The sequence below is a fragment of the Brachybacterium sp. AOP29-B2-41 genome (assembly GCF_052378395.1).
Taxonomy (GTDB): domain Bacteria; phylum Actinomycetota; class Actinomycetes; order Actinomycetales; family Dermabacteraceae; genus Brachybacterium.
Genome location: NZ_JBQSXR010000006.1, coordinates 135,552 through 152,261 on the forward strand (window position 1 = coordinate 135,552; position 16,710 = coordinate 152,261).

General features: G+C 70.7%; 10 protein-coding genes. 4 read left to right on the forward strand and 6 right to left on the reverse strand.

Translation table 11 applies throughout. From position 1 onward, the window contains the following. Window positions 1-56 precede the first annotated feature (56 nt). Window positions 57-3,512, reverse strand: coding sequence for an efflux RND transporter permease subunit (locus tag ACT3T9_RS08050; RefSeq protein WP_444606273.1), 3,456 nt, complete (start codon window positions 3,510-3,512; stop codon window positions 57-59). A 149-nt stretch (window positions 3,513-3,661) separates the two neighbouring features. Between ACT3T9_RS08050 and ACT3T9_RS08055 the strand changes: the two genes are divergently transcribed. Further along, window positions 3,662-5,023 carry an MATE family efflux transporter gene (locus ACT3T9_RS08055; protein ID WP_444601019.1) on the forward strand — a complete coding sequence of 454 codons (1,362 nt, stop codon included), beginning with the start codon at window positions 3,662-3,664 and terminating at the stop codon, window positions 5,021-5,023. 19 nt (window positions 5,024-5,042) lie between these two features. On the opposite strand, the gene ACT3T9_RS08060 is transcribed toward ACT3T9_RS08055, so the two are convergent. From ACT3T9_RS08060 to ACT3T9_RS08070, 3 genes are all read right to left on the reverse strand, one after another. Next, window positions 5,043-6,260: a glycine C-acetyltransferase gene (locus ACT3T9_RS08060; protein ID WP_444606274.1), complete on the reverse strand. Its 1,218-nt coding sequence runs from the start codon at window positions 6,258-6,260 to the stop codon at window positions 5,043-5,045. Window positions 6,261-6,487: 227 nt separating this feature from the next. Next, window positions 6,488-7,555 (reverse strand): L-threonine 3-dehydrogenase, encoded by a 1,068-nt coding sequence (gene tdh / locus ACT3T9_RS08065; protein ID WP_444601017.1) that lies wholly within the window; start codon window positions 7,553-7,555, stop codon window positions 6,488-6,490. Window positions 7,556-8,106: 551 nt separating this feature from the next. After that, complete coding sequence (locus ACT3T9_RS08070) at window positions 8,107-11,040, reverse strand: hypothetical protein (protein ID WP_444606275.1); 2,934 nt, start codon at window positions 11,038-11,040, stop codon at window positions 8,107-8,109. Between the two features lie 401 nt (window positions 11,041-11,441). Here ACT3T9_RS08070 and ACT3T9_RS08075 point away from each other — a divergent pair, with 401 nt between their 5' ends. The 3 genes from ACT3T9_RS08075 to ACT3T9_RS08085 are packed head-to-tail and all read left to right on the forward strand — an operon-like array spanning window position 11,442 to window position 14,334. Beyond that, on the forward strand, window positions 11,442-12,509 hold the full coding sequence (locus ACT3T9_RS08075) for an ABC transporter substrate-binding protein (RefSeq protein ID WP_444601015.1): 1,068 nt from the start codon (window positions 11,442-11,444) through the stop codon (window positions 12,507-12,509). After that, window positions 12,506-13,561, forward strand: coding sequence for a FecCD family ABC transporter permease (locus tag ACT3T9_RS08080; protein ID WP_444606276.1), 1,056 nt, complete (start codon window positions 12,506-12,508; stop codon window positions 13,559-13,561). Before ACT3T9_RS08075 ends, ACT3T9_RS08080 begins: the two co-directional genes overlap by 4 nt. Continuing rightward, window positions 13,558-14,334, forward strand: coding sequence for a heme ABC transporter ATP-binding protein (locus ACT3T9_RS08085; protein ID WP_444601013.1), 777 nt, complete (start codon window positions 13,558-13,560; stop codon window positions 14,332-14,334). Before ACT3T9_RS08080 ends, ACT3T9_RS08085 begins: the two co-directional genes overlap by 4 nt. Window positions 14,335-14,371: 37 nt before the next feature. On the opposite strand, the gene ACT3T9_RS08090 is transcribed toward ACT3T9_RS08085, so the two are convergent. Continuing rightward, window positions 14,372-15,226 carry a PHP domain-containing protein gene (locus ACT3T9_RS08090; protein WP_444601012.1) on the reverse strand — a complete coding sequence of 285 codons (855 nt, stop codon included), beginning with the start codon at window positions 15,224-15,226 and terminating at the stop codon, window positions 14,372-14,374. A 61-nt stretch (window positions 15,227-15,287) separates the two neighbouring features. Beyond that, window positions 15,288-16,706 (reverse strand): sugar nucleotide-binding protein, encoded by a 1,419-nt coding sequence (locus tag ACT3T9_RS08095; protein WP_444601011.1) that lies wholly within the window; start codon window positions 16,704-16,706, stop codon window positions 15,288-15,290. Window positions 16,707-16,710 lie beyond the last annotated feature (4 nt).

Here is a 16,710-nt window from a genome sequence, read left to right on the forward strand (position 1 = left end):
GGCTCCGTCAGCTTCGCTGACCCGCAGGCCCGCAGGCCCGCAGGCCCCGTGCGGAGTCAGTCCCGCCCGAGCCGCCGCTTCACGATCCCGACCAGCCCGCCGCGCTCCTTGAGGGACCTGCGGCGGCCATGGGCAGCTGCTGCGGGAAGAGGGGTGACCACGGTGCCGCCGGGGCGGTCGGTGCTACCGGGGCGGTCAGTGCCCCCGGCACGATCACCGCGGCCAGCAGCGTCGGCTCCCGCCGTTCCGGCGTCGCCCAGCGCGGCCCGCGCCTGCGCCCGCTGCTCGGCCTCGCGGCGCTCGCGCTTCTCGTTCTCGACCCTCTCGCGGCTCTCCCGCAGCTGCGCGAGCCGCGACTCCTCGCGCACCCGCCTGCGCTCCCCCGGGCCCTCGGCGATGCGGTAGAGCACCGGGACGATCACGAGGGTCAGCAGGGTCGAGGAGATCAGGCCGCCGATGACCACCACGGCCAGGGGCTGGGCGATGAAGCCGCCGTTGCCGGTGATGCCCAGAGCCATCGGGATCAGCGCGAAGATGGTTGCGGCGGCGGTCATCAGGATCGGGCGCAGCCGCTTGGCGGCGCCCAGATGCAGGGCCTCGTCCAGCGTCATCCCGTCCCGTCGATACTGGTTGACCAGGTCGATCAGCACGATCGCGTTGGTGACCACGATGCCCACCAGCATCAGCAGGCCGATCATCGAGGCGAGTCCCAGCGGCACCCCGGTGATGACCAGCAGACCCAGGGAGCCGATCGCCGCGAACGGGATCGAGACCAGCAGGATCAGCGGCTGGATCAGGGACTTGAAGATCCACACCAGCAGCACGTACACCAGCAGGATCGCGGCGAGCATGGCGATGCCGAGCTGACCGAAGGTCTCGTCGATGTCCGCCGCGGTGCCGCCGAGAGTCGCCTCGACGCCCTCGGGCAGCTCCGCGTCCTCGATCGCGACGTTCGCGGCCGCGGTCGCCTGGGAGACATCCTCCGTCGCGGGGGTGAGCGAGACGGTGACGGTCTCCAGGGAGTCCTGGGTGGCGATCGAGGGGCGGGAGAGCTCCTCCTCGACGCTCGCCACGTCCGTCAGCGGGATGGTGCCCATCAGCTGCAGGTCCTGCAGCTGGGTGAAGGTGTCGACGCTCTCGCCGCCGGCGACGTAGATGTCCAGCTCGTTGTCGTCCAGGGTGATGGATCCGATCGCGCCGGGGAACATCTGCTGGGCGACCATTCCGATCACGGCCTCCTCGGTGAGCCCCATGCGTGCAGCGGCCTCCCGATCGACGGTGACCACGGCAGTGGGCTGGTCGGCCTGGAGATCGCTGCCCACCTCGGCCACGCCGCTGGGCAGCGGGTCGAGCTCGGCGAGGAGCGCATCATTCGCACTCTGCCGAGCCTCGGCGGTGGGTCCGGTGATGAGGATGTCCACCGAGCTCGAGCCGGTGGGCGAGGCGATGTCCGCGGCCTCGATGGTGCCAGGCTCGGGCAGGGCTTCGAGGGTCGTGACCATCTCGTCCAGCAGGGCTTCCTGATCCGCGTCGGGATCAGTGGTGATCGAGAAGCTGACCTCGTTGCTCGCAGCGCCGCCGAAACCGAAACCGCCACCACCGATGGTGGTCTGGACGGTCTCGACGCCGTCGACCTCCAGCAGCGCCTCCTCGCTCTCGGCGGCCTTGTCCGAGGACTGTGCGAGGCTGCTGCCGGCGGGGAGGGTCTGGGTGAGGGAGGCGATGTTCTGCCCGGTGTCGCCGAGGAAGCTGATGTTCAGCAGCGGGATCAGGAACACGGTGCCCACCAGCACCAGGATCGAGGCGCCGACGGTGAGCAGGCGCCGCGGCAGCGAATCCAGCACCAGGTGCAGCACCGGCGCGTACATCCGGTGCAGCCAAGTGCTCTCCTCCTTCGCCTCGGACTGCTCCCGGATCGCCGCCGCCTGGGCGGGATCGTCGGGGTCGATGTCCTCATGCCCCTTGGGGACCTTGAGGAACCAGTAGGCGAGCACCGGCACGATGGTCAGCGCCACCAGCAGCGAGGACAGCATCGCGATGCCGACGGTCAGGGCGAAGGGCCGGAACAGCTCGCCGGCCATCCCGGCGACCACCGCGATCGGCAGGAACACCACCACGGTGGCGAGCGTCGAGGCGGTGATGGCGCCGGCGACCTCCTTGACGCCGTCGAGAATCGCTCGGCGTTTGGTCTTGCCATAGGCGAGGTGGCGGGTGATGTTCTCGATCACCACGATCGAGTCATCGACCACGCGGCCGATCGAGATCGTCAGCGCCGCCAGGGTCAGCATGTTCAGCGTGTACCCGGTGACATACATGCCGATGAAGGCGATCAGCAGCGAGGTCGGGATCGAGATCGCGGTGACCACCGTCGGGCGCACCCGGCGCAGGAACAGCAGGATCACGCCGACGGCGAAGAGCAGACCCAGCAGGCCCTCCTCCGCGAGCGCGAGGATCGACTCCTCGATAAAGGGGGCCTGGTCGAAGACGACGTCGGCCTCGGCATTCCCTCCGACGCTCGGGAGCGTGTCCGCGAGCACCCCTTCGACGCCCTCGGAGACGTCCACGACGTTCCCGTCGACGGTCGCGGTGACCATCAGCACCAGGGACTCGCGCCCGTTGGTGCGGGAGATCGAGGTGGCCTCCTGCTCGGTGCGCTCGACTGAGGCGACCTCTGCGAGGGTGACCGGCTGAGCGGGCTGCTGGGGCTCGGCGTCGGGCAGCGGCTGGCCGTCCGGGCCGAGCTGCTGCTCCTCGCCCTGCTCACTGCCCGCGGGAGGCATCAGCACGATCTGCTCGAGGCTCTCGATGCTGTCGATGTCCTGGCCGAGCACCACGTCCATGGTGCGGTCGCCGTCCACGACGGAGCCGCCGGGCAGGGAGAGCCCGTGGGCATCAAGCGCCGTGGAGATGTCGTTCTCCGTGAGCCCGGCCTCAGCCAGTGCGGCCTCGTCGGGGGTGATCTGCACGATCTCCTCGGGGGCACCGATCACGGCCACGGAGGAGACGCCGCTGACGCGCTCGAGCTCGGGGGTCACCGAGGTCTCGAGCCGGGAGGCGAGGTCGCCGGGCTCCAGGTCCGAGGAGACGGACAGCACCACAGCCGGCAGGTCGCTGGTGCCGCCGGAGATGACCTGCGGGTCGGCATCCTCGGGCAGCTGATCCTCGATGCGGGTCAGTGCGGCGTCGACCTGGTTCGAGGAGCGGGCGATGTCCGTGCCGTAGGTGAGCTCAACGGTGACCATCGACATGCCCGCCTGCGAGCTCGAGGAGGTGCCCTCGACGTTCTCCAGCCCGGACAGGGACTGCTCGACGGGGCCGGTGATCCGGTCCCGCACCTGCTCGGAGGAGGAGCCCGGGGAGACGGTCATCACCTGGATCTGCGGCAGCGAGACCGAGGGGATGAGCTCCTGGCGCATCGTGGTCATGACGAAGACGCCGATGATCGACACGGCGATGCACACCAGTGCGATGAAGGACCGATTGTTCAGGCTCAGCGTGGCCAGGCGGTTCATCCTGCTCCTCAGGGGTGCGCGGCGGGTGGCGGTGCGGCCCGCCGCCTCGCCCTGCGGCCCTGGCGTCGAGTCTTCCGCAAGAACCTTCTCACGGGAACCTGCGAGAACGGATCCGACGAAGAGAGGAGATCACGACGCACAATGGAGGGGTGCCCTCCGGTCCCTCCTCCGACGACTCCCCGCGCGAGGAGCGTGCGCGGCGCACCGTCGACCGGCAGATCCTGGTCCTGGCGATCCCGAGCCTCGGCGCGCTCGTGGCCGAACCGCTGTTCCTCCTCGCGGACTCGGCCTTCATCGCACGGGTCTCGACCACCTCGCTCGCCGGCCTGGGCCTGGCCTCGACGGTGCTCACCACCATCGTGGGCCTGGCGATCTTCCTGGCCTACTCCACGACCGCGGCTGTGGCCCGCTCCTTCGGCGCCGGCCGCAGCCGGGAGGCGATCTCCCGCGGGATCGACGCCTGCTGGCTCGCGCTCGTCGTCGGTGCCGCCTCGACGCTCCTGCTGGTGGTGGCCGGGAAGCCGCTGCTCGCGGCCTTCGGGCCCTCGCCCGAGGTGCTGGCCGAAGCGGTGATCTACCTGCGCATCAGCGCTTTCGGCCTGCCCGCGATGCTCGCCGTGCAGGCCGCGACCGGCCTGGTGCGCGGCCTGCAGGACGCGAAGCTGCCCCTGGTGGTGGCCGTCGGTGGCGCGCTGGTGAACATCCCCTTGAACTGGGTGCTGATCTTCGGGCTGGACCTGGGGATCGCCGGGTCCGCGATCGGCACCATCATCAGCCAATGGGGCATGGTGGCCGTGCTGCTCGCCGTGATCATCCACCGCGCCCGCCGTGAAGGGATCGCCCTCACCCCGCACCTGAGCAACCTGGTGGCCGTGGGCCGGGACGCGGTGCCGATGTTCGTGCGCACGCTCGGGCTGCGAGTGGTGGTGATCGCCGCGACCGTGGTCGCGACCGGTCTGGGCGAGGTGCAGCTGGCCGCGCATCAGCTCGCCATGACCGTGTTCACGGTGCTCTCCCTGGCGCTGGACTCCCTCGCGATCGCCGGCCAGGCCCTCACCGGCCGCTACCTGGGCGCTTCGGATCCCGGCACCGTGCACGCCGTGACTCGGCGCCTGATGACCTGGGGCGTGGGCGGCGGCGCGGTGGTCGCCGTGCTGCTGCTGGCCGGGAGCTACGTGGTTCCCGAGCTGTTCACCCCCGACGTCGCCGTGCAGGAGCACCTGCGCGCCGCACTGTGGGTGCTCGTGATCACCCAGCCGATCGCCGGCTATGTCTTCGTGCTGGACGGAGTGCTGATGGGCGCGGGCGACGCCCCCTACCTCGCCAAGGTGGGCAGCCTGATCGCGATCGCGATCCTGCCCGGCGCCGTCCTGGTGGCCTGGTGGGCACCGGCAGGGCCGCTGGGTCTCGCGATGCTGTGGCTGGCCTGCAACTTCTTGTTCATGGTGCTGCGCGCAGTGAGCCTGGGCCTGCGCGTACGCACCGACGACTGGATGCGGCTGGGCAGCTGAGGCCCGGCCGCACCCGGGCTCATCCCTGCTCGACCGCCGCGCGCGAGTCGACAAACGCCTGCACCGCGGCCTCGACATCCGCGTCGGTGTGGGCGGCGGAGAGCTGCACCCGGATCCGGGCCTTCCCCTGCGGGACCACGGGATAGGAGAAGGCCGTGACATAGACGCCGTGCTCGAGCATCGCGTCGGCGATCCGGCCGGCCAGTGCGGCGTCTCCGCACATCACCGGCACGATCGCGTGCTCCCCCGGCAGCAGCTCGAAGCCCTCCTCGCTCATCCGGCGGCGGAACAGCTCGGCGTTGCGGAACAGGGTGCCGCGCAGCTCGGCGCTGCCCGCGACCAGCTCGAGCGCGGTGAGGGTCGCGGAGACGATCGAGGGGGCCAGCGAGTTGGAGAACAGGTAGGGGCGGCCCTTCTGGCGCAGCATCGCCACGATCTCGCGCCGGCCGGAGACGTACCCGCCGCTCGCGCCGCCGAGCGCCTTCCCGAAGGTGCCGGTGTAGATGTCGATGCGCTCGGAGACCCCGAAATGCTCGGGTGTGCCCGCGCCGGTCGCACCCATGAAGCCGACGGCGTGGGAGTCGTCCACCATCACCAGCGCCCCGAACTCCTCGGCGAGATCGCAGATGCCCGGCAGCGGGGCGAGGTAGCCGTCCATCGAGAAGACGCCGTCGGTGACGATGACGGTGCGGCGCGCGCCCTTGCCCTCCCGCAGTGCCGCGGCGGCCTCGAGCTGGGTGCGGAGGTCCGCGAGGTCGGCGTTGCGATAGCGGAAGCGGGCCGCCTTGGACAGCCGGATCCCGTCGATCAGGGAGGCGTGGTTCAGCTCGTCGGAGATGATCGCGTCCTCCTTGCCGAACAGCGGCTCGAACACGGCGCCGTTGGCGTCGAAACAGGAGGAGAACAGGATCGTGGCCTCGGTGCCGAGGAAACCGGAGACAGCGGCCTCGAGCTGCAGGTGAAGGTCCTGGGTGCCGCAGATGAAGCGCACCGAGGCCATGCCGAAGCCCCGCTCGTCCAGGGCCCGCTTCGCGCTCACGACGATCTCGGGATGATCGGCGAGGCCGAGATAGTTGTTGGCGCAGAAGTTCAGCACCTCGGCGCCCCCGCGGCCCACGGGACCGGCGGTGATCCGGCCGGCCTGCGGGGTGGAGATGACACGCTCGTGCTTGAAGGTGCCGGCCTGCTCGATCTCGGTGAGCTCGGCGGTCAGCTGGTCCTTGAGGTCGGTGTACATCGGGGTGGGGTCCTTCCAGAGAGGGTGATCCGAGGGTGATCCTTCCGCCACGACCGGAAAGGTTCCACGTCGCTGGAACGTTTCCGGTCGTGGCGGAAGTGAGGGTCGGCGAGTTGGGGTGACGGGCGGCCGACGGAGAGGGCGGGACGGACGGGTCGGGCGGGTCGGGCGGGTCGGGCGGGTCCGGCGGGGATGGCGGGGATGGCGGGGCTGGTGGGTCGGGCGGGTCAGTCGTCCAGCATGCTCCAGTCCAGCACGACCTTGCCTGCGGTGCCGGCCTTGGCGATCTCGAAGCCGTGCTCCCACTCGGTGGCAGGGAGCACGTCCGTGATGGTGCGGGTGATCGCGGCGCGCAGCACCTCGGAGGTGCTGAGCATCGCGGACATCGCGTTCCAGGTCTCGAACATCTCGCGGCCGTAGATCCCCTGCAGGGTGAGCATGCGGGTCACGACCATGGTCCAGTCGATCTCGAACTGCTGAGAGGGCAGGCCCAGCAGCGCGATCTTGCCGCCGTGGTTCATGTTCTCGATCATCTCCTGCAGGGCCCGGGCCTGCCCGGAGATCTCGAGCCCCACGTCGAAGCCCTCCCGCATGCCCAGGCTGCGCTGGGCGTCGCGCACCTTCATGCTGGCCACGTCCAGGACCAGATCAGCTCCGCAGCCCTCCGTCATCTCCAGGCGCTGCGGGGAGACGTCGGTGATGGTGATGTAGCGGGCGCCGGCGTGGCGGACGACGGCCGCGGCCATCTGCCCGATCGGTCCGGCTCCGGTGATCAGCACGTCCTCGCCGACCACCGGGAACTTCAGCGCGGTGTGCACCGCATTGCCCAGCGGGTCGAAGACGGCGCCGAGCTCGGGGCTGATCAGCTCTTCGCCGCCGTCGTGCTCATGCACCCACACGTTCTGGTGCGGGACCGTGACGTACTCGGCGAAGGCGCCATCGCGCTGGACCCCCACGGAGCGGGTGCGGATGCACATCTGGCGACGGCCGGCACGGCAGTTGCGGCAGGTCCCGCACACCACATGGCCCTCTCCGGAGATGCGATCATCGACGCGCACGTCGCTGACCTCCTCCCCCACCTCGACGACCTCGCCGTAGAACTCATGGCCAGGAGTGAAGGGCACCGTGTCGCACATCGACTCTGCCGAGGCATCCCAGGCCAGGATGTGCAGGTCGGTGCCGCAGATGCCGGCACGCAGCACCCGCACCTTGACGTCCCAGGGCCCGCACCCGGGCTCCTCGACCGTCGTCCACTCCAGCCCGGCACCGGGTGCGACCTTGCGCAGTGCGCGCATTGCTCCTCCTCGTCCTCGTGCCCCGGGACCGGGGCGCTCGTATTGTGTCCTGCTCAGACGCTTTCTTCGGAATGTTCCAGCTCCGGCTCCGCGGCCTCAGAGGTGCGGCGACGATCAAGGCCGGGGATCAGTGCATCACGGGCGACCTCGTCGCGCGAAGCCCCGCACCCTGCGCAGTCAGCTGCAGCTGGCCCTCGAGGGCGAGAAGTCACTGGCTCACCTCCTTTCTGATCCCCGCGTTCCTGCTGGTCGGTTTCTTCGCCGTTCACCGCTTCGTGATCGCCCTGGGGAACAGATTCTCCTACCTGGGCCCGGTCACCGGGCAGCGCACCGTCGTGGGGCTGGACATTTTCGTCGCGGTCATCCAGGATCCGTTCGCGCTCGCGGCGACCTGGCGCGGTCTGAGAGCGACCAGCGCATGGGCTGAGCCAGCCGGACGCACCGGAGTGCACAGAACCCGGCCCCGACCCCTTTCATGGGGGCCGGGGCCGGGTTCTGCGGGAGCGGGCGAGGCTGCGCCGACGGTCCTTCAGGACCTCTCAGCGGTCAGCTCACCAGCCATCCTCCGAGAGGTCCACCGTGAGGGTGCCGTCCTCGGCGAGGGTCACGCTTCCCGAGACGCGGACCGTCGAGACGTCCGTCGCGTCGGTGGGGGCATCTTCCTCGCTCCAGCCCTTTTCCTGGTAGGCGAAGGTGGCTTCGCCCGGGCTGTCGTAGCTGGATACGCTCCACCCCTCTTGGGTCGGCTCGATCTCCACGGTCGGGTAGGTGTCGATGGTCCAGGAGCCGGAGCCCTCGACCATCCTGCTGGCCCAGGCCTCAAAGGGGCAGCTCTCGGGGGCGGACTCGGTGGACTTCGCGCACTCGTCGAGTGCGGTGTCGACCTGGGACTGGACCTCGGCGGTGCCGGCCTCGGTCAGGGTGTAGGTCGGGGCGGCGAACAGCTCGTACCAGCCCTCCGGATCGGCGGAGACGAACACCGGGCTCTCCTCGGAGCCGATGAACTCCGAGACCTCCGGCAGGCTCACGGTGTACTGACCCGGGAGCACTGCGGCCACGGCGTAGCCTCCCTCGGCGGCGAGGCTCTCCACCGCCACCTCCTGGCTGTTGACCAGGATGGTGCTCGCCCCTTCCGGGATCTGCAGCTCGAGGTAGGCGTACTCGGTCTCGCCCATCCGCCATTCGGGGAACACCAGCGCGGTGCGTCCGTTGCGCTCCACGAAGAAGTTGCGGGTGGTGCTGACACCGTCCTGGACCACCTTCGCGGTGACCCTCACGCTGTCATCCCCGGACTCCTCGGAGTCGACGATCTCGAAGCCGCTGATGCGGTTCTCGGCAGAGCCGGCGATCGCGTTGGTCAACAGCACCTGCTGGGCCGTCGGCGCGTTCGGGGCCGAGATCTCCACCGCCGTGGCGGCGTCCCCGTCCTGTAGTGCGCCGAGATACGCCTCGACCCGCTTCTCCGGGGAGAACACGGTGGAGGAGATGACGTTGAACGCGATCGCGATCCCCACCAGCAGCACGAAGGCACCACCCACGGCGATGCCGCCACCGATCATGAGCTTGCGCGCCTTCGGCGAGAGGGGCGCGGCAGGAGCCTGCTCCTGGCCCGCCGGTCCTGCCGCGACCGCAGCGGCTCCGCCGCCCATCGGCACAGTGGCGTAGGGGCTGCTGGTCGTGGACTGCGCGGTCGGCGCGAGACCCGGCGCACCGGTCTGCGGGGCACCGGTCTGCGCAGCGCTGTCCGCAGGCTCCGTCGAAACGCCCTGCGCGCTCGGCGCCAGAGCCTGATCGGTCGCAGTTGCTCCTGCGGTGCCTGCAGCGAGGGTCGCGGCACCCGTGCCCGCCAGGGCCGGGGCCAGCGGGCGCCGGAACCAGGACAGCACCTTGGCCGGGATGAAGGGGGCTGCCAGCGGGGTCACGAAGCGCGAGAGCAGCTCCACGATCACGCCTGCCAGGCCCGCCAGCAGGGGGGTCCAGGCGGCGAGGCCCAGCGAGGCACCGATCACCTCACCGTCCCCGAACGACCCGGAGTACCCCACGGTGGCCGAGAACCGCGCCAGGATCATCAGTCCGAGCGCGCCGACGAAGTAGACCACGGGCAGCGCAGCCCACGAGACCGCGAGGGCGACCACGTTGTTCGGGACCACCTGGCGCTGGTGCTGCCACAACAGCGCAGCCAGGATCAGGCCGACGGGGATCAGCACCAGTGCACCCAGCCACGTGTACCAGGGCATCGAGAAGACCGAGAAGAACTCGCTTCCGGTCACGCCGAACTCATCGAACAGCTCGGGACCGGTGATCGAGACGCCGAGCGCGGACAGCAGGTCCAGGCCCGTGAGGTAGGACAGGACGTAGCCGCCCAGCAGCGGCAGCAGCAGGATCACGTAGAGCATCGGCGGGGTCTCCCCGTCGATCAGCGCCTGGATGGTGGTGGCCACCGTGAGTCCTGCGAAGGCCAGCACCGTGACGATCAGCGCATGGGTGAGGGCGAGCTTGAAGCCCGCGGTGAGGTCGGTGACCAGCGGCCACCAGGCCGGGCGCGCGCGCAGGCTGATCCGACCGAGCGCGTGCGCCAGGGTGAGCAGGAGGAACGCGCCGAAGAAGGTGTCGAAGCCTGCCGCGTGCAGCCGCAGCGTGATGTCCTCGTCGACAGGGATCGGCTGCGCGAAGATCAGCGCGGCGATCACCGTGACCAGGGCGACCACGAAGCCGGCGAGGGCGGCGGAGACCCAGATGCCCAGCTTCCCGGCGGCCTGGCGGCGCTGCACGAAGCGGCCGCCGTAGAAGCTCAGCAGCACCATCACCACGGTGACCACGCCAGGCAGCAGGCGGATGGAGGCGCTGAGGCTCTCTCCGTCGAAGGTCTTGCTGAAGCCGAGGGAGCCCAGCATCGCCATCGCGACCAGCTGGAAGGGGAAGCGCAGCGCGGAGGCGAGGCCGCTGAGGGTCTCGTCCGGAGAGATGTCCATGCCCTCGAGCGTGGCCTGGACCGGGTTCCCCATGTCGGCGATCGCGGCTGCGATCGCGAGCAGCACGATCGCCAGGACGGAGACGAGGATGCCGCCGAGGTAGGTGATGCCACCGACCGCGAGCGACGGCAGCGGGTTGGACAGGCCGGCGGCGTCGAGCTTCTGCTTCAGCTGCTCAGGGGTCATCCCCGTGGCGACGACCGGGGCCGGCGCGACCCCCTGCGGCGCCGGAGAGCCCGGGCCGACGGGAGCGCCCTGCGGCGCCGGCGATCCGTGCTGAGGAGCGGATGCCGGGGAGCCGTACTGCGGGGCAGACCCTGCGGAGTCGTACCCCGCGGAGCCGTACTGGGGCGCGGAGGCCGGCGAGCCGTACTGCGGAGCGGGCGAGCCGTACGGAGGCTGAGCGCTCTGCGGCGGCTGCTGACCCTCCTGCGACGGTCCTGCATTGTGCTGCTGAGGATCCTGCGGATGCGGATCCTGTGACGGGTACTGTCCCCCACCAGGCACAGACATGTGCGTTCCTTCCGGGTCGTCGAGCGATTCGATGCGACGTGGTCCCAGATTCGACAGCGCAGCAGAGCGCGTCAGAGCGCGCTGCTTCTCCACAGTTCCCCACCCAGGTGTCCCCCACGACTCACCCAGGCTACCGATCGGTTGTGCGAAAGCCAAGGTCACCCCAACCACTGGACCGAGGGTGCAGGACCGCCATCACGCCCACCGCGAGAGCGGGTCGACGTCGAGCCGCACGACACCACTGGCGCTCCGCAGCGCAGCCGCAGCGCAGCCGCAGTGAGGACGATCACGGCACCGACGACCTCCAGCCTGCAGCGATGTCACTAAGGTTAGCCTCACCTTTCACCGAAGGTCGTCGTCATGCGGGTGCGCCCGCCCGTCCAGCAAGGATCCGCTTCCTCATGCCTCTGCCCCGCCGCCACCTGCTCGCCGCCGCCCCCGCTCTGGCCGCCCTCACCGCCCTGGCCGCCTGCGGGTCCGCCGAGCCCACGGACGCCGGCCGCGACGACTCGGGTCCCTCGGACGCAGGGGGCACCGGGGGCGCCCCGTCCGCCGGGGCACCGACGGATCTGCCCGAGGGCTGGACCTGGGTGGACGGCACGGGTGCCCCGACGGTCTCCGCAGCCCCGGCGCTGCCGGTCACCGTCACCGACGGCACCGGTGCTGAGGTGACCATCGAGGACCTCTCGCGCACCATCGTCGGCGGCGAGGACATCGCGGACATGCTCGCGGCGATGGGACTCTCCGCGCTGATCTACGCCGCCCCCACCAATTCCGTGGCCCCGGCCGCACTCGACGCCCCCGAGCAGTTCGAGTTCTCCCAGCAGACCGGCACCGAGGGGCTGCTCTCCGTGGACGGCACCTGCTTCCTCGGCAACAACGTCAAGCGTCATGGCGATGTCGCCGAGCAGTTCCGCTCCGCCGGGCTCTCCGCCGCGGTGGTCGACGACCAGCAGGCGGTGGCGGACAAGATCCGCACCGTCGGCACCTTCATCGGCGATCCTGAGTCCGCCGAGGAGCTGGCGGGCGCGGTCGAGGAGCAGCTGTCCCAGGCCTCCGCGGCCGCCGGGGACGCGGCCAAGGAGCTGCGCGTGCTGGTGGTGACCTCCTCCGGCGCGGGCGGCGCGAACGCGGTGGTGGGCACGGGAACCGCTGCCGCGGACATCCTCGAGGCCGTCGGCGCGGTGAACTGCGGTGCGGAGGCGGGCCTGCGCGGCTACTCGGTCGAGTTCAGCGACGAGGGCCTGCTGGATCTCGCCCCCGATGTCCTCATCACCGGCACCGGGGACCTCGAGGAGTGGGGCGGCCTCGAGGGCTTCCTCTCCGCCTTCCCCACACTCGCACAGACCCCCGCCGGGCAGGCCTCGAACTTCCTGCTCATGCCCAGCGAGCAGATCAAGGTCTCCGGTTCCGCCGTCGGTGCCGGGGCGCTCGCACTCGCCCAGGCGCTGGCCGACCTCACGGCGTGAGCCGCACCCGCACCGAGCGAACACGCCGCATCCCGCTCCTCACGGCACTCCCCGTCGCCGCAGGAGTGCTGCTGATCGCGATCGTGCTCGCGATCGGCTCCGGACCGATCGAGCTCACCCCCGCGACCGTGCTCGCGGTCACCGGGCGCGAGATCCTCGGCGTCGGCGCGGGCTCCGGGGCGCTCGAGACCACGGTGGTCATGGACCTGCGCATGCCGCGCGTGCTCTTCGGGACCCTCACCGGGGCGGCGCTGGCCGTCTCCGGCGCCGCCCTGCAGAGCCTGTTCCGCAACCCGCTCGCAGATCCCGGCATCATCGGCGTCAGCGCCGGCGCCTCCACCGGTGCCGTCGGCGCGATCGTGCTGCTGCCCCCGCTCACGGGAGCGCTGGTGGCGTGGATCGTGCCGGCCTCCGCCTTCGTCGGCGGTCTGCTCGCGACCGGTCTGATCTACGCCCTGGCCCGGCCGTCCGCAGGCACCGGCACCGCCCGGCTGCTGCTCGTGGGGATCGCCGTGGGCGCCGGTTTCGCGGCCGCCACCGGCTTCTTCACCTTCGCCGCCGATGATGACGAGCTGGAGTCCGTGGTGTTCTGGCAGATGGGCTCACTGGGCTCGATCACCTGGGTGCGGCTGGCGGTGGTGACGATCCCGGTGCTGCTGGGGATCGCCCTGCTGATCGCGCTCTCGCGGCGCCTGGACCTGCTCACCTTCGGAGAACGACAGGCGAAGCACCTGGGACTGGATGTGAACTCCACCCGCCGCCTGGTCATCGTGATCACCGCGCTGCTGACGGGCACCACCGTCGCCTTCACGGGCACCATCGGCTTCATCGGCCTGGTGGTCCCGCACATCGTGCGGCTGCTGTGCGGGCCCGGGCACCGCACCCTGCTGCCGGTCTCCGCCGTGCTGGGAGGGCTGCTGATCGTCGTCGCCGACACCCTCTCCCGGGTGGTCGCCCCACCGGCGGAGGTGCCGATCGGACTGTTCACCGCACTGCTCGGCGCGCCGTTCTTCCTCGCTCTGGTGCTGCGCTCGCGGGCGGTGCAGCTATGAGCGCAGCGACGGCTCCGGCGTCGTGCCTGCAGGTGCGCGAGGTCGGCTTCCGCATCGGCGGGGCGCAGCTCCTGGACGGGGTGAGCTTCGACGCCTCGCCCGGCGAACTGGTCGCACTGGTCGGCCCCAACGGGGCGGGGAAGTCCACCATGCTGTCCCTGCTGGCTGGGGACCTGGTGCCCTCCGAGGGCGAGATCCTGCTGGCCGGGACCGCGCCGCACCGTTGGCCGGCCAAACCCCTGGCCCGGCAGCGCTCGGTGATGACCCAGCAGCACGGCCAGGCGTTCTCCTTCACCGTGCATGAGCTGGTGGAGATGGGCCGCGCCCCGCACGACGCCTCGGACCGCGACGAGCAGCTCATCGCCGCCTCGCTCCGCGCCGCCGAGATCCAGGAGCTGGCCGAGCGCGATGTGACCACGCTCTCCGGTGGGGAGCTGGCTCGGGCGGTGTTCGCCCGCACCCTCACCCAGGACACGGCGATCGTCCTGCTGGACGAACCCACCGCGGCCCTGGACCTGCGCCATCAGGAGACCCTGATGCGGCGCGCCCGCACACTCGCGGACGACGGCCGGTGCGTGCTGGTGGTGCTGCACGATCTCTCCCTCGCGGCCCGCTACTGCGACCGGCTCGCCGTGTTCTCCGAGGGCGCGCTCACTGCTCTGGGAACGCCCGAGGAGGTCCTGACGCCGGAACGGATCGAACGGGTCTACCGCCAGCGGGTCACGGTGCTCGAGCATCCGGTGAGCGGACGGCCGCTGGTGGTGCCTCTCTGAACGCTCCGGGACCGTGGTCGACGACCGCGGCCCCGGGTCAGCGGCGCCAGAGCTCCTGGGGGGTGGCACCGGCCCGGAACCCGAAGGCCTCGACCATCGCGGCCGCCTCGGGGAACCCGTGGGCGAGGGCCCGGGGAGCATGCGCGTCGCTGCCGAAGCTGATCGCCCGACCTCCCTCCTCGCTCCACCACCGGGGCATCCACGGCCAGAGCCGTCGCGTGTTCATCTCCAGCGCGCGGCCGCTGCGGGCGATGGCGCGCAGCGCGGTGCGGAACTCGTCCTCGAAGTCCCGGGGATCGACGGGCCCCTCGAGCTCCTCGGGCCAGTACCGCAGGGCGTAGTCGAGGTGGGTGACGATCTCGAAGGGCTCGTCACCTGCCACCAGAGCCGGGACCCCGGCGAGGTAGCGGCGGATCACGTCGTCCGCCGGCAGGCGACGGAAGAGGGTGTCCGGCTCGGCGCGGCCCTCCTCGATCTCGAGGGTGTGGAGCGAGCCGAGCAGACGGTCGAAGCGGGAGAGGTCCAGCTGCTGCTGCACGGCCTCCAGGCGCAGGTGAGGCTGGCCGATCTCGAGCCCGGTGCCGATCCGCAGCTCGGGGAATGTCACTCGGCAGCGGTCGATGCTCTCGAAGTAGCCGTCGACGTCGAAGCGGGGGACGCTGACCCGACCGTCGGGCCCCAGCAGGTGGCGTTCGTGGTCACCGAAGTCCGCCGGGTCGCTGAACCAGGCGTCCTCGAGGTCGAGGTGCTCGGTGAAGAACAGCGCGGGCAGGCCGATGCGCATCGCGCGTGCGCAGGTGGCCTCCATGGTGCCGCGGGCGGCGGAGTCGGGGCCTCCCGTGTCCCAGGAGTACTCGCTGTGGACGTGACTGTCGGCGGGGAGGTGCGTCATGGCAGAAGGCTCCCACAGCGGTCGCTGCTCGGGATGATGGGCAGACGGTCCGAGACGGGAATCAGCGGCTCGGGAGTGCCAGGGATGCGGCGAGGTGATCCCGCAGCGCCGTGAGCTGGTCCCGCGGAGTGAGGCCGGTGGCCCGGAGTTTGGTGAGGTCGAGCGTCGAACTGGGTGGGCGCTGGGCGATGCGGTCCTTGCCGGCGTAGTACTCATGGGTGCTCACGGAGCTCACCCGCGCCGGGTCGTGGCCAGTCAGGGCGAAGACCTCGGCGGCGATGCGCGCCCAGCTGAGCGGCTCTCCGTCGTTCGTGGCGTTGTAGGTCCCGGGGCTCGGTCGGGTGGTGAGCAGGTGGTCGATCGCGGCGGCGAGGTCCACGGTGAAGGTGAGGCGGCCGATCTGGTCGTCCACCACAGCGGGGTCGATGCCGCGCTCGGCGAGGCCGACCATGGTGGCCACGAAGTTATTCCCCTCCCCGATCACCCAGCTGGTGCGCACGAGGTAGTGGTCCGGGAGGGTCGCGACGAGCTGGTCGCCGGCGGCCTTGGTCTGCCCGTACACCCCCAGCGGGCTCGGTGGCTCGGTCTCGTCGTGCACCGGGTGCGCGCCGTCGAAGACGTAGTCGCTCGAGACGTGCACGAGCGTCGCCCGGTGCGTGCGGGCCGCTTCGACCAGGTGGCCGACGCCGGTGACGTTCACCGCCCATGCTTCTCGTCGGCCTTCGGGCGTCTCGGCGGCGTCCACCGCAGTGTGGGCGGCGGCGTTGACGATCGTGCCGTACGGGGCGAAATCGAAGGCCTCGAGGGAGCCCGGATCGGCGAGGTCGAGCCGGTCGCGGCCGACGACGTCGACGTCGTGGCGATCCGACCACCGCGCGGCCAGGGCCCGGCCGAGCTGTCCTCCCCCACCGACCACCAGGGTGCGGTGCGGCGGGACCGGGACGACGTCCGCGAGCCGCGGGTGGGCGTGGTCCTTCGCCGAGAGCTCCGCCTGCTCCAGCGGGATCGGCCAAGGTATCGCCGCAGTCTCGTCGGCCAGGTGCAGGAAGGTGTACTGCGTCTGCGCGGCCGCGGACCAGTGGTCGTTGACCAGATAGGTGTAGGCGGCGGGTGCTTCGAGAGTCTGGAAGGCGTTGCCGACGCCGCGGGGCACGAAGATCGCGACCTCGGGAGTGATCTCGTGCCAGTACGTCGTCCCGAAGCTCAGCCCTTCCCGCAGGTCCACCCACGCCCCGAACACCTTCCCGGTGGCGACGGAGATGTACTTGTCCCAGGGCTCGGCGTGGATGCCGCGGGTGACCCCGACGGCCTGGTTGTAGGAGATGTTGTTCTGCACCGGCCCGAGGTCCGGCAGTCCCGCGGCGACCATCTTCTGCCGCTGCCAGTTCTCCTTGAACCAGCCCCGAGCATCCCCGTGCACGGGAAGATCGATCACCAGCAGTCCCGGGATCGGGGTGGTGCGGACTGCGAGCTCGGTCATGGGG